16 protein-coding genes are annotated in these 20,516 nt (G+C 68.1%); 9 read left to right on the top strand and 7 right to left on the bottom strand.

Annotated features, from left to right (window positions below; genetic code table 11):
- Positions 1-112: 112 nt before the first annotated feature.
- Positions 113-2,185, bottom strand: a complete 2,073-nt coding sequence (locus ACJ7C5_RS02525) for a DUF4034 domain-containing protein (RefSeq protein ID WP_412702970.1) — start codon at positions 2,183-2,185, stop codon at positions 113-115.
- A 121-nt stretch (positions 2,186-2,306) separates the two neighbouring features.
- Positions 2,307-3,386 (bottom strand): ribonuclease D, encoded by a 1,080-nt coding sequence (gene rnd / locus ACJ7C5_RS02520; RefSeq protein WP_093999872.1) that lies wholly within the window; start codon positions 3,384-3,386, stop codon positions 2,307-2,309.
- Positions 3,387-3,470: 84 nt separating this feature from the next.
- On the opposite strand from rnd, the gene ACJ7C5_RS02515 reads away from it, so the two are divergent.
- Both ACJ7C5_RS02515 and ACJ7C5_RS02510 read left to right on the top strand, forming a co-directional pair.
- Positions 3,471-5,363, top strand: coding sequence for a formylglycine-generating enzyme family protein (locus tag ACJ7C5_RS02515; protein ID WP_412702969.1), 1,893 nt, complete (start codon positions 3,471-3,473; stop codon positions 5,361-5,363).
- An 88-nt stretch (positions 5,364-5,451) separates the two neighbouring features.
- On the top strand, positions 5,452-6,348 hold the full coding sequence (locus ACJ7C5_RS02510; protein WP_412702968.1) for a M48 family metallopeptidase: 897 nt from the start codon (positions 5,452-5,454) through the stop codon (positions 6,346-6,348).
- A 554-nt stretch (positions 6,349-6,902) separates the two neighbouring features.
- Here ACJ7C5_RS02510 and xseA read toward each other — a convergent pair.
- Positions 6,903-8,234, bottom strand: a complete 1,332-nt coding sequence (xseA, locus tag ACJ7C5_RS02505; protein ID WP_412702967.1) for an exodeoxyribonuclease VII large subunit — start codon at positions 8,232-8,234, stop codon at positions 6,903-6,905.
- A gap of 44 nt (positions 8,235-8,278) precedes the next feature.
- Positions 8,279-9,349, bottom strand: coding sequence for a tRNA epoxyqueuosine(34) reductase QueG (gene queG / locus ACJ7C5_RS02500; protein WP_097048996.1), 1,071 nt, complete (start codon positions 9,347-9,349; stop codon positions 8,279-8,281).
- Between the two features lie 23 nt (positions 9,350-9,372).
- Here queG and ACJ7C5_RS02495 point away from each other — a divergent pair, with 23 nt between their 5' ends.
- From ACJ7C5_RS02495 to ACJ7C5_RS02470, 6 genes are all read left to right on the top strand, one after another.
- A complete protein-coding gene (locus ACJ7C5_RS02495; protein ID WP_412702966.1) occupies positions 9,373-10,857 on the top strand; it encodes an NAD(P)H-hydrate dehydratase in 1,485 nt (494 codons plus the stop codon).
- Entirely contained in the window at positions 10,854-11,336 is a 483-nt protein-coding gene (gene tsaE, locus ACJ7C5_RS02490; protein WP_412702965.1) for a tRNA (adenosine(37)-N6)-threonylcarbamoyltransferase complex ATPase subunit type 1 TsaE, read from the top strand. The genes ACJ7C5_RS02495 and tsaE overlap by 4 nt, the downstream gene beginning before the upstream one ends.
- Positions 11,337-11,418: 82 nt before the next feature.
- Positions 11,419-12,987: an N-acetylmuramoyl-L-alanine amidase gene (locus tag ACJ7C5_RS02485; protein ID WP_412702964.1), complete on the top strand. Its 1,569-nt coding sequence runs from the start codon at positions 11,419-11,421 to the stop codon at positions 12,985-12,987.
- A gap of 94 nt (positions 12,988-13,081) precedes the next feature.
- The gene (gene mutL, locus ACJ7C5_RS02480; RefSeq protein WP_412702963.1) at positions 13,082-14,986 is read left to right on the top strand and encodes a DNA mismatch repair endonuclease MutL; all 1,905 of its coding nucleotides are present in this window, start codon (positions 13,082-13,084) and stop codon (positions 14,984-14,986) included.
- Positions 14,987-14,997: 11 nt separating this feature from the next.
- Positions 14,998-15,930, top strand: coding sequence for a DUF1684 domain-containing protein (locus tag ACJ7C5_RS02475; RefSeq protein ID WP_412702962.1), 933 nt, complete (start codon positions 14,998-15,000; stop codon positions 15,928-15,930).
- Position 15,931: 1 nt separating this feature from the next.
- Complete coding sequence (locus ACJ7C5_RS02470; RefSeq protein WP_093999881.1) at positions 15,932-16,885, top strand: TraB/GumN family protein; 954 nt, start codon at positions 15,932-15,934, stop codon at positions 16,883-16,885.
- 74 nt (positions 16,886-16,959) lie between these two features.
- On the opposite strand, the gene phaR is transcribed toward ACJ7C5_RS02470, so the two are convergent.
- The 3 genes from phaR to gluQRS form a co-directional block, all read right to left on the bottom strand.
- Positions 16,960-17,532 (bottom strand): polyhydroxyalkanoate synthesis repressor PhaR, encoded by a 573-nt coding sequence (phaR, locus tag ACJ7C5_RS02465; RefSeq protein ID WP_412702961.1) that lies wholly within the window; start codon positions 17,530-17,532, stop codon positions 16,960-16,962.
- Between the two features lie 150 nt (positions 17,533-17,682).
- A complete protein-coding gene (gene phbB / locus ACJ7C5_RS02460) occupies positions 17,683-18,423 on the bottom strand; it encodes an acetoacetyl-CoA reductase (protein ID WP_164090501.1) in 741 nt (246 codons plus the stop codon).
- 17 nt (positions 18,424-18,440) lie between these two features.
- Positions 18,441-19,361, bottom strand: a complete 921-nt coding sequence (gene gluQRS / locus ACJ7C5_RS02455) for a tRNA glutamyl-Q(34) synthetase GluQRS (RefSeq protein ID WP_412702960.1) — start codon at positions 19,359-19,361, stop codon at positions 18,441-18,443.
- Positions 19,362-19,454: 93 nt separating this feature from the next.
- On the opposite strand from gluQRS, the gene htpX reads away from it, so the two are divergent.
- The gene (htpX, locus tag ACJ7C5_RS02450; RefSeq protein ID WP_093999883.1) at positions 19,455-20,321 is read left to right on the top strand and encodes a protease HtpX; all 867 of its coding nucleotides are present in this window, start codon (positions 19,455-19,457) and stop codon (positions 20,319-20,321) included.
- Positions 20,322-20,516: the final 195 nt, after the last annotated feature.

The following is a 20,516-nucleotide window of genomic DNA, read 5'->3' as shown; positions in this document are numbered from 1 at the left end:
TCCCCCTTAAACTGTACTTGTTTTTGATGTTGGGGGTGGGGGGCACCCCCCCCCCCCCCACCGCTGTATTGAAGAGGGCGGCCCGGTGATCCGGGCCGCCCTCTTCATTGTTTCAGACCGCGGTGAGGTCGCTGTCCTGGCTGCGCTGGCCGAAGGTCAGGGCCCAGGTGGCGCTGTCCACCTGCTGGCGGTCCTGTTCCTGCTGCTTGCGTGCGCGGCTGGCGCCGAACCAGCGGCCTTCGCCGTTGATCAGCGGCGTCATGCGTACCACGTCCACATACTCCGGATCGATCTCGCTGGCGCGCTGCAGCCAGGTCAGCGCCAGGAACGCATTGGCCGGCACGCCATTGCCGAAGTGGTAGATGTCGGCCAGATAGCCGGCGGCCCACAGCTTGTCGTCGTCATCGCCGCGCCACCACAGCGGAATCAACGCACGCTCGACCGCTTCGCGCTTGTGCGCGTCGTTCTGGCCGTCCAGGGCCAGGCAGGCCAGGTTGCGGCAGGTCGGGCCCCAGACGCGTTCACCGGTTTCCGCTTCGTCCAGGCAGCGCAGGTACAGCTCACGTGCGCGCGCTTCGTTGTCTGCACCACCAGCAGCGACCAGGCGCACGCCAAGGTTGTAGGTGGCGATCAGGTCGCCGCCTTCCACGGCGCGTTCCTGCCAGTACGCGGCCTTCTCTGCATCGACGAACTGCGGTTGGTCGCGCCCCCCCAGGCGGCCCTTGTACAGGTCGCACAGTGCCGACATGGCGCCGGCGTCGCCATCGTCGGCCATGCGCTGCAGCAGCGACAGGCCGGCCGTCTGTGAGACATCGCAGAACAGATTGGCGGCGAAGGTGACAGCCGAGGTGTTCTCCTGCGGCGCCAGTTTCAATGCGCGCTGCAGCAAGGGCGCAGCGCGTACCGGGTCGGCGGTCTGGCCAAGCAGCCCATGCTCGATGGCCGTCGCGGCCCAGAGCAGGCCGATCGCTGAATCACCTTCGCGCGCGGCGTAGTCCACCACCTGGGCGAACAGTGCCTCGGCACCGTCGACGTGGGCAAACCAGGTGCAGGCTTCGAGATTGCTGAGGCCCTCGTGCAGGACCATGTCGCGGTCCAGCGTCCAGGCCTGCTGCAGGTCCTCGAACACCGCCTGCATATGCTGGGCGTCCCACTGCACGTCGTTCTCGACATCCTCATGGCGGCCGAGCCGGTAGCGCAGTCCGGCGCGCTGGGTCAGTACCTCCGCGCGCAGGTTGCGGTCCAGGTGCCAGTCGAGGATCTGCGTGTACGCCCGCTCGTGCGCCGCTACGGTTTCGCTGTCATCGCGCTGCGGGGACTCGGCCAGCCAGTCCTGCGCCTTGCGCCAGCGCAGTGCATTGCTCTGCGCCAGGTCGAGGCCGCGGCACCAGCTGCCCTCGATGAAGTCTTCCATTGCCTCGTGGCTGCCACCCCAGCGCGGGTACAGGAAGTACAGGGTGTCTTCCAGCGTGCTCAGGTCGTCGGGGCGCTGTTCCAGCACCAGGCGCATCCAGTACGCCAGCGGCGCATCGAAGTCGTCCTGGCTGCGGTCGTGCAGCAGCGGCGGCAGGCTGTCGGGCAGGTCCTGCAGCGGTGCACCGAAGCGCGACAGAAGCTGAAGCGCCTGCGGCCACGCCTGCGGATAATGTTCAGCCAATGCAGCCTCGTCAGACTGCGCCGGCTGCCCGGCCTGCAGCGCGAGCAGCCAGTTCGGCTCGCGCAGGTAGCTGGTGATGCGCTTGATGCCATCCAGCGCCAGTGCCGGGCGCGACGACAGCGGGATCGCCTGCAGGTAGGCGTGCACGGCGTGGTCGCGGGCCAGCTGCGCGGCCAGCCACTGGCTGTCCTCCACCAGTGCGGCCACGTCGGCGCTGCGCAGTTCGCCGGCAGCATCCTGCCAGCACGCACCCAGGCGCAGCCAGGCGTAGTAGCTGTGTGGTGCGGCGGCGACCCATCGCTGTGCCTGCTGCAGGCGCTCATCCAGCGTCAGGACCTTGTCCTGCAGGTTGCGCAGGCGCCAGCGGATGCCCGGCAGGGCACGCGCGCCGTCCAGCCAGGCGTGTTCGTGAGGGGCCAGCAGTGCATCCAGCGCTGCATGGTCGTGTTCCTGCAGCGCGGTACGCGCCTGCGTGCGCCAGGCCAGGTCCTCGACGGAGAGGCCGTCCTTCGCAATTCCATTTGTCATCTGAAGCCATCCAACAGTAGCGGGGCCGCTATTGGACAGGCCCGCGCGCGCGCCGGCAAGGGTGGCAGATGCTCATTCCGACGCCGCGGGGGCCGAGCCAATGCCCCCGCGCCCGGCGATATCAAGCTGCGGGCAGCAGGGCCTGCAGTCGCGATTCCAGTTCCTGCTGGCGCCAGCCGGCCAGTGCGGTGGGCCACTGGCGACGTTCCAGATAGCTTTCCAGGTGCTTGCGCGAGGCCAGCACGCCATCCGGCAGGCCCAGCTCGCGGCTGCGCTCGGCCACGGCATCCTGCAGCTTCTTCAGTGCCTGCTTGTTGCTGTCGTTGGCCGGCAGCGCCAGCGGTGCCTCGGCCTCATCGGCCAGCGGTGTGTCCAGCGCCTGCCACACAGCGCCAGCGAGCTTGCGCGGTGCCTTCGGGAATTGTTCGAACAGCTTGGCCAGCGCAGCGGCATCGGCCGGTGGCGTGCGTGCCAGCGTGGCGGCCAGTTCGTTGTCCAGGATCCAGCTTCGCGGGCGGTCGCTGCTGCGTGCCTGCACATCGCGCCAGCGCAGCAGGCGCAGCAGGCGGTGCTGCGCGTCAGCGTCGAGGAACTGTGCCGAGCGCATCGCCAGGTGCGGCCAGCGGTCTTCGTCATTGGCAACGCTGGCCAGCAGGCGCTCGCCGTCGTCCTGCAGCCACTGCTGGCGGCCCAGCGCCTGCAGCTTTGCATCGATGGCGTCATGCAGCGCGAACAGGTGCTCGACGTCGTCGGCGGCGTACTGCAGCTGCGACTCCGAGAGCGGACGGCGCATCCAGTCCGAGCGGGTTTCGCCCTTGGCCAGCGCCACGCCGGTGATTTCCGCGACCAGCTTCTGGTAACCCATGCCGCCACCGATGCCGGCCAGCGAGGCGCCGATCTGGGTGTCGAACAGCGGTCGCGGCAACACGCCGCAGGCCCACTTGAAGGCGACCAGGTCTTCGCTGGCGCTGTGCATCACCTTGATGATCGATTCATCGGCCAGCCAGGGCGCCAGTGCTTCGGTCATGCCGGGAATGAGCGGATCGATCAGCAGGATGTCCTGTCCGACGGCCATCTGCACCAGGGCCAACTGCGGCCAGAAGGTGCGTTCACGAATGAATTCGGTGTCCAGGCCGATGCGGGCCGGACGCTGCTGGAAGTACGGATCCAGCTCGGCGGGGGTGGTGATCCAGGTTGCCACAGGTCAGGGCCTACTACTCGGGTTTGCTCAGGCAGGGGAGAATAGCCTAACGTCAATCCGCGTCCGTGCCGAAGGAGGCTCTGCTTGCGTTTTCCGTTGTCGCCCGTGCTGTGCACCGCCCTGGCCATGGCCCTGGCCGGCTGCACGCCGTCGCCGCCCCCGATGGCGGACCGGGCGGCCAGTGGAAACACGCGGCAGGCCGAGGACGTCGAAACCGGTGCCGATGCCAGCCCACAGGCCGGGCAGGGCAGCGTGACCATCGGCGGTGAGGATGCCGCCGAGGATGTGCAGCGCTGGACGCCCCCCAGGGTGGACCGGCAGGGCCGCAGCCTCGCCCAGTTGCGGCGTGCGGCCGAACAGGCCTCTGCCGCCGGCCGGTTTTACGAGGATGCCGATGCGGCCATTCCGTTATGGCTGGCAGTGCAGGAAGAGGAACCGGATGACCGCCAGGCCCGACTGGGCCTGCAACGTGCCCGCCAGCGCCTGCAGCAGCAGGCGGATGCGCTGCTGGTGCGGCCGCTGAAGCAGCGCGAGGCGCTGGCCGAGGCCAGCCGCCAGGCACTGGTATTGCTGACGCTCGCGCCGAAGGACGAGAAGGTGCGCGCGCTGCAGGGGCGGGTCGAGACCGCGCAGCGCGTGGTGGCCTACAACCGCGCCGGCGAAGAGGACCTGCGGTCGGACCGGATCGGTGAGGATGGTGACGGTGCCATTGGCAACTTCCGCGAGGCACTGGCGCTGGATGAAGACAACAGCCGTGCACGGCAGGGGCTGGCCGCAGCCGAAAGCGGGCTGATCCGCCGTGCCGAGGACGCTGCACGCATGCGGGATTTCGCCAGTGCCGGCACCTGGTTGGCCGAGGCGAGCAAGATGCGCGATTCCTCGCCGACCATCGCCGATGCGTTCGAGCGCATCGAGCAGATCCGTGCCGCCACGCTGCTGCAGCTGCGCGATGACGGTCTGCGTGACCTGGCCACGCCGCAGGGCCTGAAGCCAGCCCGCGAGAAGTTGGCCGAGGCCCTGCGCATCGCTCTGCCGGGTGACGCGGTGGTCGCCCAGCTGCGCGAGCGTATCGATCTGGCCACCCATTACGGCAGCTTCCGTCCGGGGCAGGTGTTCAGTGATGCGATGCGCGATGGCGGACGCGGGCCGCAGATGGTGGTGGTCCCGCACGGCGGTTTCCAGATGGGGGCCGGCGATGCCGAGCCTGGATCCAGTGATTCCGAGCGTCCTTCGCACTATGTGCGTTTCGATCGCGGTTTCGCGATGGCGATCACCGAGGTTACGGTCAGCGATTTCGAACGCTACGTGAAAGCGTCCAATGCGCGCCCGCGCGCGACCCGGCGTGGCCATTCGGTGGTCTATGACGAGCGTAGCGGCAACTTCATCCGCCGCAGTGGGGTGGACTGGCGCTCGGACTATGACGGCGGCCGCGCGTTGGGCAACTCGCCGGTGATGCATGTCAGCGTGCGTGATGCCGAGAATTACGCGGCGTGGCTGTCCGAGCAGACCGGCCGCAGCTACCGGCTGCCCAGCGAGGCCGAATTCGAATATGCACTGCGCGCTGGCAGCAGCGGGCGCTACCCCTGGGGCGATGCCGGCACGCCGCCGCCCGGCAGCGGCAACTTCACCGGCAGCAAGGATGTTTCCCCTTCCGGCCGGCATTGGCACAACGCCTTCATCGGCTATGGCGATGGCTGGTGGGGGCCGGCGCCGGTGGCCAGCTTCCAGGCCAACACCTTCGGCCTGCACGACATGGGCGGCAACCTCAGCGAATGGGTGGCCGACTGCTGGCATGCCAGTTACCGGCGTGCGCCCTCCGATGGCGCCGCCTGGTTCAACCCGGGCTGTCGCTCGCGGGTGATCCGGGGTGGCAACTGGGCCAACGCACCCGAGCAGACCCGTGCGGCCTGGCGGCAATCGCAGGATTCGGACACCACCAACGCACGCATCGGCTTCCGCCTGGTGCGCGGCATCTGAGCGGCCCCGGCTTCACCCGCTGCGGGCATCGGCGCACTAAGATTGCGCCGTGCCCGCCAGCCGGCGGGACCTGCCGGAAGACCGCCCGATGCGCAACGATCCTTTCTCCCGCTCGCCGCAAGGCCCGCAACGGCGCGGCCTGTTCGGCAACATCCGCTGGTGGGTGCTGTTGCTGGCGGCCGGCTATGCGGTGTTTTACTGGTTTTCCAACCGCACGGTGGACCCCTATACCGGCGAGAAGGTGATGATCGACAGCAGCCTGGACGCGCGCCAGGAGACCGCTTTGGGGCTGCAGGCGTACCAGCAGATACTGTCGCAGGAACGGCCGATGGATCCGAACGCACCGATCGCGCGCGACGTGCGCGACATCGCCCAGCGGCTGATTGCCAAGGTCGATGTGGTGGAGACCGCGCTGGCGCAGGAACACGGCGTGCAGCCGGCGCATTTCGCGCGGGATTTCCAGTGGGAGGTGAACGTGATCCCGTCCGATCAGGCCAATGCGTTCTGCCTGCCGGGCGGCAAGATGGCGGTCTACACCGGGCTGGTGCCGGTGGCGCGTACCCGCGACGCGATGGCGGTGGTGATGGGCCACGAGATCGCCCATGCACTGCTGCGCCATGGTGCACAGCGCATGGCCCAGCAGAAGCTCACCCAGATCGGGCAGATGGCCGGCGCCGCCAGCGGCATGGACGCGCAGCAGCAACAGATGATGATGTCGGCGATGGGCTACGGTTACCTGTTGCCGTATGCGCGCAGTCACGAGACCCAGGCCGATGAAGTGGGATTGATGCTGGCCGCAGCGGCGTGCTTCGATCCCCGCGAGGCGGTGCCGCTGTGGCAGCGCATGGGCCAGGCCAGTGGGGGCCAGTCGCCGCCGGAGTTCGCCTCCACCCACCCGAACCCGGGTACTCGCATCCAGAACCTGCAGGCGCTGATGCCGAAGGCCCTCGAGTACCGGCAGAAGTTCTGCGAGCAGGCAAAGTAGGGGGTGTTCGGCAGGGCTTGCAGCCCTGCGCCCGCCGAAGCCAGAGCAACAGCAACAGCAACAGCGTGCATTCCGTGGGGTGGCGGGGTGGGCCCGGTTGCGGGAGACGCCGTAAACCCGTCCATGGGGGCTTGGCCGCGGCATCCATGCCGCGGACACTCCCGCAACCGGACCCACCCCGCCTTCGACAGATTCTCGCTGCTGTTGGTAGGTGTCGACCTTGGTCGACACGGTAGATCCACGCCATGCGTGGATGCCTGTCGATCTCAACTCGAAATATTCGATTTCGATGGAGATTCATCCGCGCGTGGCGTGGATCTACCGACCGTCACCGGGAAACTGTCGAGGGTGGGGGGGTGTGGGTGGGCAGGACCGTTGGCGCCATGGATGGCGCCATTGAGCCCCCATGGATGGGTTTACGGCGTGTCCTGCACAGCCACACCGCCCCGCCAAGCCATCAGCAATCCAGAGCCGCTTTTGCTGTTGCTGTTGAGGTTGCCGGCCAGCGGCCGGCACTACCGTGGGTGCAGGGCGCAGCCCTGCCGAACACCCCTTTACTTGACCTGCACGTCGATCACGCCGTCGCCGACGCGGGCCTGCAGGGCGTCACCCGGCTGTACCTGATCGATCTTCCGCACCAGCGTACCGTCATCGCTGCGGGTCAGGATGCTGTAGCCACGGGCCACGGTCGCCAGCGGGCTGACCGCTTCCAGCGAACGCGCCAGCCCGCGCAGGCGCAGCGCATCGCGCTCCAGCAGACGCTGCATCGCTGCCTGCGGCCGCCCGCGCAGGGCAGCCAGACGGCGCTGCATCGCATCGAGCTGGCGTTGCGGATGGTGCCCGCGCAGGATCGCCGCGGCATGGCGCAGGCGCGCGGCACGGCGTTCCTGCTGCTGGTTGAAGGCGGCATGCAGGCGCCGGCCCAGATCCAGCTGGCGGCGGCGAAGCAGGTCCAGCCGCGCCTGCGGGCTCTGTGCGTTCAGGCGCAGCAGGGCGCGGTCGGCACGCTGCATGGCCTGCTGCATCGTGTGCCGTTGCAGCTGCACCATGCGCGCGGCCGTGCGGCGCAGGCGCAAGGCCAGTTCGCGCTGGTCGGGTACCAGCAGTTCAGCCGCCACCGACGGCGTCGGTGCACGCAGGTCGGCGGCAAAATCGCTGAGACTGAAGTCGGTTTCATGGCCCACCGCCGAGACCACCGGGGTGTGACTGGCGGCGATCGCACGGGCCAGTGCTTCATCGTTGAAGGACCACAGGTCTTCCAGCGAACCGCCGCCGCGGGTCAGCAGGATCACGTCGTAGCGACCACTGGCATCGGCCGCCTGCAGCAGGCGGGTGATCTGTGCAGCGGCGCTGCTGCCCTGCACCAGGGTCGGCAGCAGGTCCACTTCCAGCAGCGGGAAGCGGCGGGCCAGCACGCTCAGCACGTCGCGCACGGCGGCGCCGGTGGGCGAGGTGATCACTGCCAGGCGCTGCACGTGCGCCGGCATCGGCCGCTTGCGTGCCGGGTCGAACAGGCCCTCGGCCTCCAGGCGTGCCTTCAGTTCCTCGAAGGCGCGGCGCAGTGCGCCTTCGCCGGCCTCCTCCATGTGGTCCAGCACCATCTGGTACTCGCCACGGGCGTCGTACAGGGTCACCTTGCCGCGCACCAGCACGCGCATGCCTTCGCGCGGCACGAACTTCAGGTACTGCGCCTTCATCCGGAACATCGCCGCGCGCAGCTGCGCACGAGCGTCCTTCAGGGTGAAATACAGGTGCCCGGAAGAAGGACGCGCCACGCTGCCCAGCTCGGCCTCGACCCAGATCGCCGGGAAGCTGCCTTCCAGCAGGTCGCGGGCCAGGGTGTTGAGCTGGCTGGGGGTGAGGATGTCGTTGTTGCGTGGCTGCATGGGAACGGCGTGCTGCAGGCGGAACGGGGGCTCAGGATCGCACGTCAGCGCACCGTGTGCTGGCCCAGCGCCCACTGCACGTGTTCACGCACCAGCGGCGAGGGATCATCGACGCGGGTATGCAGCGCGGCCAGCGCTTCGGCCGAGGACGGCGCATTGCCCAGTGCCACGGCGATGTTGCGCAGCCAGCGCTCATGGCCGCTGCGCCGGATCGGGCTGCCTTCGGTACGGCGCAGGAACTCGGCTCCATCCCAGGCGAACAGCTGGTCCAGGCGCGCGGTATCGAGGTTGTTGCGCGCGCGGAAATCGGCTTCGTCGGTGCGCTTGGCGAACTTGTTCCAGGGGCAGACCAGTTGGCAGTCGTCACAGCCGTAGATGCGGTTGCCGATCAACGGGCGCATCTCTTCGGGGATGGCACCGTCGTGCTCGATGGTCAGGTAGGAGATACAGCGCCGTGCATCCAGACGCTGCGGGCCGGTGATGGCCTGGGTCGGGCAGACATCGATGCAGCGCGTGCAGGTACCGCAGTGTGCCGTGGCCGGGGCATCGATCGGCAGCGGGATATCGATGTAGATCTCGCCAATGAAGAACCAGGAGCCGCCATGGCGGTCGATCAGGCAGGTGTGCTTGCCGATCCAGCCGAGCCCCGCGTTGCGCGCCAGTGCGCGTTCCAGCACGGGGGCCGAATCGACGAATACGCGGTAGCCCAGCGGTGCCACTTCATCGTTGATCTGCGTGGCCAGCTTCTGCAGGCGGTTGCGCATCAGCTTGTGGTAGTCACGACCCAAGGCGTAACGGGCCACGTAGGCGCGGCCCGGGTCGGCCAGGGTTGCCCAGGCTTCGGTGTCGTCCTTGTGGCTGTAGTCCATGCCTACCGAGATCACCCGCACGGTGCCGGGCAGCAGTTCGGCCGGGCGCGCGCGCAGGGTGCCGTGGCGCGCCATCCAGTCCATCGTGCCGTACAGGCCCTGGCCCAGCCAGTCGGCCAGGTGCGCTTCATCTTCGCCCAGCTCGATGCCGGCAATGCCGCAGCGCTGGAAGCCATGGGCACGGGCCAGTTCGCGGATGCGCTGCACGGCCTGGGCCGGATCGACAGGGGCGGGGACGGGGGACATGTGCACCAGTATAAAATCCCCGCATGGCCAACCTTGCCGATCTGTTCGATTCCGCTGCCGCGCGTGCGCTTGATGCGCAGGCCTCGGCGCTGGCCGCCGAGGGCGGTTGGGGCCTGATGGCACAGGCCGGCCAGGCCGCCTGGCAGTGCCTGCTGCAGCATTGGCCGCATGCGCAGCGGATCGGCGTGGTGGTTGGTGCGGGCAATAACGGCGGCGACGGCCATGTGCTGGCCCGTCACGCGCTGCAGGCCGGGCGCGAGGTGATGGTGATCGCCTTGCCGGGGAAGTCGCCGTCAACCGTGCTGGCACAGCGTGCAGCATCGGAATTCACGTCCGACGGCGGCACCACCACCGATTTCGACGGCATGCTGCCCGAGGCCGATATCTGGGTTGATGCTCTGTTCGGTCTGGGCTTCGATCGCGCGCCGGAAGGCGTGACGCAGGCGCTGATTGTCGCGCTCAACGCGCAGGCGGCACCGGTATTGGCGCTGGACGTCCCCAGTGGCGTGGATGCCGACCGCGGCGCCGTACCGGGCGAGGCGGTGAGGGCGGCGCTGACCGTGCAGTTCATCGTGCCGCATCGCGGGCTGTATACCGGCGACGCGCTGGATCATTGCGGGCGGAAGGCGCTGGCCCCCCTGCAGCTGCCCGCAGCCGCAGGGCAGGGCGTGTCACCCGCCGCGGAGCACTGGACCCAGGCTCGCTTGCCGGCACTGTTGCCGCCGCGCCGTGCCAACACTCACAAGGGCGAATCCGGGCACGTGCTGTGTGTTGGCGGCAACCATGGCAGCGGCGGTGCCATCGCCATGGCGGCCGAGGCCGCATTGCGTGCGGGCGCCGGATTGCTGAGCCTGGGCACCCGCCGCGATCATGTCGGCCCGTTGCTGGCACGCCTGCCGGAGGCGATGACCCATGCGCTGGAAGACGGCGATGTGCTGCCAGCGCTGCTGGACAAGGCCAAGGTGGTGGCGATCGGCCCCGGTCTTGGCCAGGACGAATGGGCGCACGCACTGTTTGCGCGGGTGCTGGCCTGCGCCAGGCCACTGGTGGTCGATGCCGATGCCCTGAACCTGCTGGCGCAGGAGCCGCGCGCGCTGCCCGACGCCATCCTTACGCCGCATCCGGGCGAGGCCGCGCGCCTGCTCGGTTGCAGCACCGCTGACATCCAGGCTGACCGCTACGCCTGCGCGCAGGTGCTGGCCGAGCGCTTCCACGCCGTGGTGGTGCTGAAGGGCGCCGGCAGCATCGTCGCAGCGCCCGGGCAACGGCCACGGCTGATTGCCGCAGGCAACCCCGGCATGGCCGTGGGTGGCATGGGTGACCTGCTCACCGGCATCATCGCCAGCCTGCGCGCGCAAGGCCTGGCTGCCTTCGACGCCGCTGCGGCCGGTGCGCTGCTGCATGCGCTCGCGGGCGATGTCGCTGCCGCCGACGGCGCGCGCGGCCTGCTTCCTACTGATCTGCTGTCGCCGTTGCGGCGACTGGCCAACCCGGAACTCTCTCGATGATCGATTTCTTCCTTGCCGACAGCGATGCCACTGAACTGCTCGGGCAATGGCTGGCGGCCACCCGGCCGCCGCAGGCGCTGGTCGAACTGCGCGGCGACCTGGGCGCCGGTAAATCCACCACCGCACGCGCACTGCTGCGCGCGCTGGGCGTACAGGGCGCGATCCGCAGCCCGACCTACACCCTGGTCGAGCGCTATCCGCTGGCCAGCGGTGGCGAGGCCTGGCATCTGGACCTGTACCGGATCGGCCAGGCCGGCGAACTTGATTTCCTGGGCCTGGACGAGAGCAGCGCGGTGTTGTGGCTGGTGGAATGGCCGGAACGGGGCGCGGGCGCGCTGCCACCTACCGATCTGGTGGTGGCACTGGAAATCGAGGGGCAGGGGCGTCACGTCCGTCTCACTGGGGCCAGCGACGTCGGACATGAATGGCTGAAACGGCTTCCCCAAGGGGGCGACTTGCAGGCCATTTCTGTCGGCTGACGAGAACAAAGACCGGCAGGTTACGGATTATTAAGGAAAAAGGTGTTGCATTCCGTTCAGCGCGGTGATTGAATCCTGAGCCATGCGCCCGGGGAACCGTCTCATCGCAATCTGTGCCGCCGTCGGACTGGGTCTGGCGAGCGTCAGTGCGTGGGCCGGTGAAGTCCGCCAGGTCCTGCTGAATACCGGCGCCACCGGCACCCGTGCCGAGATCTCGCTGGTCGGCAGTGGCGGTTACAAGACCTTGTCCCTGGCCGGACCGAACCGCCTGGTGGTCGATTTCCCGGACTCCAGCGCCATACGCAACCTGAAAATGCCGGCCGCGCAGGGCCTGGTCACGGCGGTGCGTACCGGACAGCCGGTGCCGGGTACCTTCCGTGTCGTTTTCGACCTCGCTGAATCGGTGGCGCCGTTCCGCCCGCAGATGCAGCGCGAGGGCAATGAATCCAAGCTGGTGATCGAATGGCCGGGCGATGGCCCGGCCGTGGCCGCCAGCCGTCCGGCAGCGACGCCGGCGGTGCAGCCGCAGGCACCGGTCAACACGCCCGCACCGACGCCAACGCCGGCCGAGAGCGCGCAGTCGCGCAACGACGCCGCGCGCGCCACCGCGCTGCTGACCGCACAGGTGCAACAGCAGGCCAGCGCCGCCGCTGCCGCACCGGCCACACCGACCCCGGCCCCGTCCACCGCACCGGCCCAGGTCGCGGCAGCGGGTACGGCTGCCAGCAGCACGCCGCCCGCATCGCCGGCTGCAATCCTTGCCGGCCAGCGTACCGCCGCCGTGGTAACCACGCCGCCGGCCACAGCGCCTGCACCGGTTCCGACCACGGTGGTGCCACCGCGTCCGGCCATGCCCAGCGATGCCTCGCGCATCCGCATGCAGGCCGGCATGCGCCACCTGGTGGTGGCCATCGATCCGGGCCACGGCGGCCAGGACCCCGGTGCGATCGGCCCGACCGGCAAGCGCGAGAAGGATGTGACCCTGGCCGTAGCGCGTGAGCTGGCCCGCCAGGTCAACGCAACGCCGGGCCTGAAGGCCTACCTGACCCGCGACAGCGACGTGTTCATCCCGCTGCCGATGCGTGCGCAGAAGGCGCGTGCGAACAAGGCCGACATCTTCATTTCGATTCACGCCGATGCGGCCGAAAACCGTTCGGCCACCGGCTCGTCGGTGTACGTGCTGTCGACCAAGGGCGCCTCTTCGCAGCGCGCCCGCTGGCTGGCGGACAAGGAAAACGCGGCCGATCTGGTCGGTGGCGTGCGCCTGCAGCAGACCGAAGGCACACTCGCCAACGTGCTGCTGGATCTGGCCCAGAGCGGCTACATGAAGGCCTCCGAGGACGCGGCCGGCCACGTGCTGGGTGGCCTGAAGCGGATCGGCAACAACCACAAGCCGAACATCGAGCGCGCCAACTTCGCGGTGCTGCGCACCTCGGACATGCCGGCGATGCTGGTGGAAACCGCGTTCATCTCCAATCCGGATGAAGAGCGCCGCCTGATCGACCCGGCCTACCAGCGCAAGATCGCCGGTGCGGTGCTGGACGGTGTGCACACCTTCTTCAGCCGCCAGCCGCCACCGGGCACGTTGTATGCCGCCCGCGCCCAGGCCGAGATCGACGCAGCCGGCACCATGGCCGGCGGCAGCAAGTAACCCGCGCAGCGGGTTACGGTAGCGCAGGGCCATGCCCGGCGAAGGGGCTGCTCCGCTATCATCAACCCATGAAGTCTGCTGCCCATCCTCTCCCATGAGCGCGCCCGGTCCGCGCCCGATCCGGCCGTTGCCGGAGATCCTCATCAACCAGATCGCCGCCGGCGAAGTGGTCGAACGTCCTGCGTCGGTGGTCAAGGAACTGGTCGAGAACGCGATCGATGCCGGTGCCAGCCGCGTTGATATCGATCTTGAAGAGGGCGGCGTGCGCCTGATCCGTATCCGCGACAATGGCAGTGGCATCGCACCGGAACAGCTGCCACTGGCGGTTTCACGCCACGCCACCAGCAAGATCGCCGATCTGGACGACCTTGAATCGGTGGCCACGCTCGGTTTCCGTGGCGAAGCGCTGCCGTCGATCGCCTCGGTCAGCCGTTTCACCCTGTCCTCGCGTCGCGCACATGACGAACACGGTTCGGCGCTGCAGATCGAAGGCGGCAAGATCGGCGAAGTGACCCCGCGCGCGCATGCGCCGGGCACCACGGTGGAAGTGCGTGAGCTGTTCTACAACGTACCGGCGCGGCGCAAGTTCCTGCGCGCCGAGCGCACCGAGCTGGGCCATATCGAAGAATGGCTGCGCTCGCTGGCGCTGGCGCGGCCGGATGTCGAACTGCGCGTCTCGCACAACGGCAAGGCCTCGCGCCGCTACAAGCCGGGCGATCTGTATTCCGATGCGCGATTGGCCGAAACGCTGGGCGAGGATTTCGCCAACCAGGCCGTGCGCGTCGACCACAGTGGTGCCGGCCTGCGCCTGCATGGCTGGATCGCGCAGCCGCATTATTCGCGTGCGAGCGCCGACCAGCAGTATCTGTACGTCAACGGCCGTTCGGTGCGCGACCGCAGCGTCGCCCACGCGGTGAAGATGGCTTACGGCGACGTGCTGTACCACGGCCGCCAGCCGGCCTATGTGTTGTTCCTTGAGCTTGACCCGACCCGCGTCGACGTCAACGTGCACCCGGCCAAGCACGAGGTGCGTTTCCGTGATTCGCGGCTGGTGCATGATTTTGTCTACCGCACGCTGAAGGATGCCCTGGCCGATACCCGTGCCGGCATGTCGGCGCAGGAGATCGGTGCTGGCCCGGTGCATCCGGCGGACGCCACTGCTGCACCGATGGCATCAAGTGCAGGCGCGTCGGGTTTCGGGCTGGTGCGCGGGCCTGCGCCCGGTGCCGGCTCAGGCGGCGGTGGTGGTGGTTTTTCCGGCTGGCGCCCGCAGCAGCCCCTTGGGCTGCAGGTGGCTGACGCACCGGCTGCCTATGCCGCGCTGTATGCCGCACCGGCCGGCGCCGAGCGCGGTGCTGCGTTGCCGTCGATGCCGACCGAGAACGGACTGCCGGTCACCAGTGCCGATGCCGGCGTGCCGCCGCTGGGCTACGCGATTGCGCAGCTGCATGGTATCTACATCCTGGCCGAGAACGCCGAAGGCCTGATCGTGGTCGACATGCATGCGGCGCATGAGCGCATTGGCTACGAGCGGCTGAAGAACGCGCACGATGGCATCGGCCTGCAGTCGCAGCCGTTGCTGGTGCCGATCACGCTGGCGGTGGGCGAGCGCGAGGCCGACACCGCCGAAAGCGAAGCCGAAACGCTGGCCGCACTCGGCTTCGAAGTGACCCGTGCCGGCCCCGGTTCGCTGCACGTGCGCAGCATTCCGGCGCTGCTGGCGCATGCCGAACCGGAAGGGCTGCTGCGCGACGTGCTGACCGACCTGCGCGAACACGGCCAGAGCCGGCGTGTGGCAAGTGCGCGCGATGAGCTGCTGTCGACCATGGCCTGCCATGGCGCGGTGCGTGCCAACCGACGGCTGACCGTGCCGGAAATGAACGCGCTGCTGCGCGACATGGAAATCACCGAACGATCGGGCCAGTGCAATCACGGCCGGCCGACCTGGGCCCGTTTTTCGCTGGCGGAGATCGACCGCTGGTTCCTGCGCGGACGTTGAGGGGAGCATCGATGCGTTATCGGGGAATGGGCGGCCTGCTGGCCGCTTTGGTGTTGGCCGCCTGCAGCCCGGCGACGCCGCCGGCACCGGCTTCGGCCGCGGAGGATCCGTCCTATGCTGCCGAGCAGCAGCAGTGGCGGGTGGCACGCTATCAGGACCTGACCCGGCCGGATGGTTGGACGGCGCTGGTTGGCCTGCACTGGCTGCAGAACAAATCCCACTTCGTCGGCAGCGGCGCGACCAATGGCATCCGCCTGGTGGTCGGCCCGGACAAGCTGGGCCTGCTGCGCCGCGAAGGCAGCCAATGGTGGTTCACACCGGAGGCCGGCGTTGACGTCAGCCAGGACGGGCAGCCGGTGCGCGGCCGCATCCGTGTCGACACCGACAAGGATCCGCAGCCGACGCTGCTGGCCTTCGATGGTGGCAAGGGACAGCTCAGCATCATCCGCCGCGGCCCGCGCGATGCGCTGCGGGTCAAGCATGCCGATGCGCCGGCACGCCGCGATTTCGGTGGGCTGGAGTACTGGCCGGGTGGTCCTGACTGGCAGGTGCAGGCACGCTTCATCGCGCACCCGCCGGGCAAGACCCTGCCGATCGTCGATATCACTGGCCTGACCACCGAGATGCCGAACGCAGGCGCCGTCGAGTTCGAACGTGATGGCCGCAGCTGGCGGCTGGAGGCGATCGGTGCGCCGGGGCATCCGCTGTTCCTGATCTTTGCCGATCGCACCAGTGGCCGCGGCAGCTATCCGGCCGGGCGTTACCTGGACACCGATGCGCCGGCAGCCGATGGCACGGTGCGCATCGATTTCAACCATGCCTACAACCCCCCGTGTGCGTTCACTGCCTACGCGACCTGCCCGTTGGCGCCGCCGGAAAACCGGCTGGACCTGCGCGTGGAAGCGGGCGAGAAGGCCTACCACCTGCCTGAAGGAGAAGGCTGAGATGCCGATCAGATCCCTGTTGCGTGCCGCCGCCCTGTTGGCGGCCTGTGCGCTGGCACCGCTGGTTGCAGCGCGTACCGTGCAAGCCGACGCTGCTGGCGCAGCGGCGGCCAAGCCGCCGGTACCGTTGCTGTGGAAAGTGACCGGCCCGGGCGACTCGCGCCTCTACCTGCTCGGTTCCTTCCACCTGCTGAAGCCGCAGGACTACCCGTTGTCGCCCGATGTCGAACAGGCGTTCGAAGCCTCGCAGCGGGTCGTGTTCGAACTGTCGCCGGAAGACATGCAGTCACCACAGCTGGCCAGCCGCATGGTGCAGGCTGCGGTCCGCACCGATGGCAGCGAGCTCAAGCGTGATCTGGATGCTGCGACCTGGCAGAAGCTGCAGGTGTTCGCCACCGAGAACAAGCTGCCACTGGCGCAGATGCAGGGCATGAAGCCGTGGTTTGTCGGCCTGAGCATTTCGGTCGGGCAGATGCAGAAGCTGGGCCTGGACCCGGCACTGGGCCTGGACCGCCACTTCATGGAGCGTGCGCAGAAGACCGGGCGCAAGACCGCGGGACTGGAAGACATCGACACCCAGATCGGCATGCTCGACGGAATGACGCTGCAGGAACAGCGGCAGATGCTGGCCGAAGCGCTGGACCAGGCTGGCAAGGCCGACGAGCAGGCACGCCAGCTGCACGACGCCTGGCGTCGCGGTGACGAGCGCGTGCTGTGGACCCGGATGGCGGCGGAAATGCGCCAGCAGTATCCGCAGCTGTATCAGCGCATCAATACCGGCCGCAATGACGCCTGGGTGCCGAAGCTGCTGCCGTACCTTCAGGCCGGGCAGGGCGGCACGCTGGTGGTGGTCGGCACGCTGCACCTGCTGGGCAACGATGGCGTGGTCGAGAAGCTGAAGGCGAAGGGTTACAAGGTCGAGCGCGTATGCACGGGGTGCAAGGCGAAACGCTGACGTATCGTTGGCGCGATGCCAAACAAAACGGCGCGCCAGGGGCGCGCCGTTTTCGTATCAGCCGTTGCTGCAGCTCAGCGGCGGGTCTTGCCGCCGGTGCCGGTGCCCGGTTCGTTCGGCTTGTTGCCGGTACCTGCGCCGGTTCCGGTTCCGGTGCCGCCTGGACGCGGGCCACCGAAGCCCGTGCCCATGTTGCGCTGGAATTCCTGCCACAGCTCCAGGTTGCGCTCGGTCAGCTGGTTCATCATCGCCCACGGCGTCTGGCCCAGCAGGTTGCCCATCTGCTGGCGGAACTGCTGTTGCTGGTCGAGGAAGACCTGCATGCTGCGCTCCAGGTAATTGCCCATGAAGCCCTGCAGGGAGTCGCCGTAGAAGCGGATCAGCTGGCTCAGCAGCTGGGTGGACAGCATCGGTTCGCCGTCCTGTTCCTGGTCGGCGATGATCTGCAGCAGGACCGATCGCGTGAGGTCGTCGCCGCTCTTGGCGTCGCGGACTTCGAAGTCTTCACCGTCCAGGATCAGCTGGCGCACGTCCTCGATGGTGATGTAGCTGGAGATCTCGGTGTCGTAGAGACGGCGGTTCGGATACTTCTTGATGATGCGGGTCGCAGCCATGAAGCGGTACTCGTCACAGTAGACGCGCAGCATGGCGCAGTGCAGCAGCCGTTGCAACCGCCTCAGCCCCCGCCAGGCTTGGCTTTCAGCAGTGATCATGTTGCGCAACAAGGGTTTGCGTGCTGCGCAGCATGACTCTTGGCAGGGGCCGGCGGCGTTCGCCGCGATGGCCCGCTGCGCGGCTTACCAACCCATATGGTGGCCGCCGTTGATGTCCAGGTTGCTACCGGTGATCCACGAGGCTTCGTCGGCGACCAGGAACGAGACGCCGTACGCGATTTCCTCCGGCTTGCCGAGGCGTCCGGTGGGGATGTCGGCGATGATCTTGGCACGCACTTCCTCTGGAACCGCCATCACCATGTCGGTGGCCACGTAGCCGGGCGAAATGGTGTTGACGGTGATGCCGAAGCCGGCGTTCTCGCGCGCCAGCGAGATGGTGAAGCCGTGCATGCCGGCCTTGGCCGCCGCGTAGTTGGCCTGGCCGTACTGGCCCTTCAGGCCGTTGATCGAGCTGATCTGGATGACCCGGCCCCAGCCGCGGCGGCGCATGCCTTCGATGACCGGACGGGTGACGTTGAACACCGAATTGAGGTTGGTGTTGATCACATCGTGCCACTGGTCCGCGCGCATGCGATGGAACGTGGTGTCGCGGGTGATGCCGGCGTTGTTGATCAGGATCTCGACCGGGCCCAGCTCGGCCTCGACGGCGCGCACCAGCGCTTCGGCGCTGCCTGGATCGGAGACATCGCCCGGGAAGATCGACACGCTGTAGCCGCGTTCGGTCATCGCCTGCTGCCAGGCGCGGGCCTTGGCCTCGTCGCGGTAATTGGTGGCGACCCGGTGGCCCTGGTCGGCCAGGCGTTGGCAGATGGCGGTACCGATGCCGCCGGTTCCGCCGGTGACCAGTGCGACGCGAGATGTCATGGAATGCTGTCCGGGTATCAGGTGGGGGAAGGGGGATTCTGCAACATCGGCGCGGAAAGTGCGCCGGCCGGCAGCAGGATGTCGGCGCGCGGCAGCTGGGCGGGGTCGAAGGCCTGTCGAGCCGCGGCCAGCAGCGCGTCCAGATCGTGCGCGTGGTCCAGGGCCGCAGGCGCCTGGCCCAGCAACTGCCAGAGCTGGCGCAGCACGGGCAGCGGGCGCGAACTGTCCACCGGCAGCGACGCCAGCGACTTGGACAGTTTGTGGCCCGGGGCATCGAGCAGCAGCGGCAGGTGCCAGTAGCGCGGTACCGCCAGGCCCAACGCCTGCTGCAGCAGGATCTGCCGCGCGGTGGAATCGAGCAGGTCGGCGCCGCGCACCACTTCAGTCACGCCCTGTGCGGCGTCATCGACCACCACGGCCAGCTGGTAGGCCCAGCAGCCATCCGCGCGGCGCAGCACGAAGTCGCCAACCTCGGCATGCACGTCCTGCTGCTGCGGACCACGCAGGCCATCGTTGAAATGCACGATGCTGCCCGGTGGCACGCGGAAACGGACGGCGGGGTCCGGTCGTGGTTGCCGCGCTACGCAGCGGTGATGAATGCCGCCGCTGGCAGCCAGCTCGCTGCGGCTGCAGTGGCAGACAAAGGCCAGATCATCGGCCAGCAGTACATCCAGCGCGGCCTGGTAGGCCTCGCCCCGGGCGCTCTGCCAGAGGATCGGGCCATCATGGACCAGGCCGAACGCCGCCAGTGCCTGCAGTTGTGACTCGGCCGCACCGGGCACGGTGCGCGGCGGGTCGACGTCTTCGATGCGCAGCCGCCACAGGCCGCCGTGATGGCGAGCGAGCAGCCAGCTGCCGAAGGCGGCGAGCAGGGATCCGGGGTGGAGCAGGCCGGTCGGCGAGGGCGCGAAGCGGCCGCAGGGAGCATTGGCGGTCATGCAGGCTGAATCGTCGGTCAGGTTGGCGCTTGAATTCAAGCTGACCACACCGCAAATTGACCGGTATCGACCCCTTCCGAGCCGGATTTTCCCATGTTTACCCGCATTGCCCTGTTCCTGGCGACCAATTTCGCGGTCCTGATCCTCGCCAGCATCGTGATGTCGTTGCTGGGGGTCAATTCGAACCAGATGAGCGGCCTGCTGGTCATGGCCGCGATCTTTGGTTTTGGTGGCTCCCTCATCTCGCTGCTGCTGTCCAAGTGGATGGCCAAGCGCTCCACCGGTGCGGTGGTGATCACCGAGCCGCGCAACCAGACCGAGCGCTGGCTGCTGGCCACCGTCGAGCGCCAGGCCAAGGCGGCCGGTATCGGCATGCCGGAAGTAGCCGTGTACGAAGGCCCGGAGATCAATGCCTTCGCCACCGGCGCCAACCGCAACAATGCGCTGGTCGCGGTATCCACGGGCCTGCTGCACAACATGAGCGAAGACGAGGCCGAAGCGGTGCTGGGTCACGAGATCGCCCACGTCGCCAACGGTGACATGATCACCATGGCGCTGCTGCAGGGCGTGTTGAACACCTTCGTGATCGTGCTGGCCCGCGTGGTCGGCGGTGTCATCGACAGCGCGCTGTCGGGCAACCGCGAAGGCGGCGGCCGCGGCTTCGCCTACTACATCATCGTGTTCGTGCTGGAGATGGTGTTCGGCCTGTTCGCGACGATGATCTCGATGTGGTTCTCGCGCCATCGCGAGTTCCGCGCCGACGCCGGCGGTGCCTCGCTGGCCGGCCGCCAGAAGATGATCGCCGCGCTGGAGCGCCTGCAGCTCAACCACGGCCAGAGCACGCTGCCGACGCAGATCGCAGCCTTCGGTATCGCCGGTTCGACGGCGAAGAAGCTGTTCATGAGCCACCCGCCGCTGGAAGAGCGCATTGCCGCGCTGCGGGCGTCGACGGTGGCGTAAGCCTCCGTACTTCCACGGTAGTGCAGGAACGCCTGGCCTCGCGCCGGGCGTTTTTGTTTGCGGGATGCATTGCGGATGCCGGGTCGTGCCCGGCGGATCGTTTCCGCGCCTGCGGAGAGGTGTCACTTTCTTTGCTCGTGCAAAGAAAGTAACCAAAGAAACACGCCGCCAGGGCGCGAGCCGTCGCTACGCGCC

This window comes from Nocardiopsis yanglingensis (assembly GCF_045809185.1).
Lineage (GTDB): Bacteria > Pseudomonadota > Gammaproteobacteria > Xanthomonadales > Xanthomonadaceae > Stenotrophomonas > Stenotrophomonas yanglingensis.
This window is presented reverse-complemented; position numbering and strand designations above follow the sequence as displayed.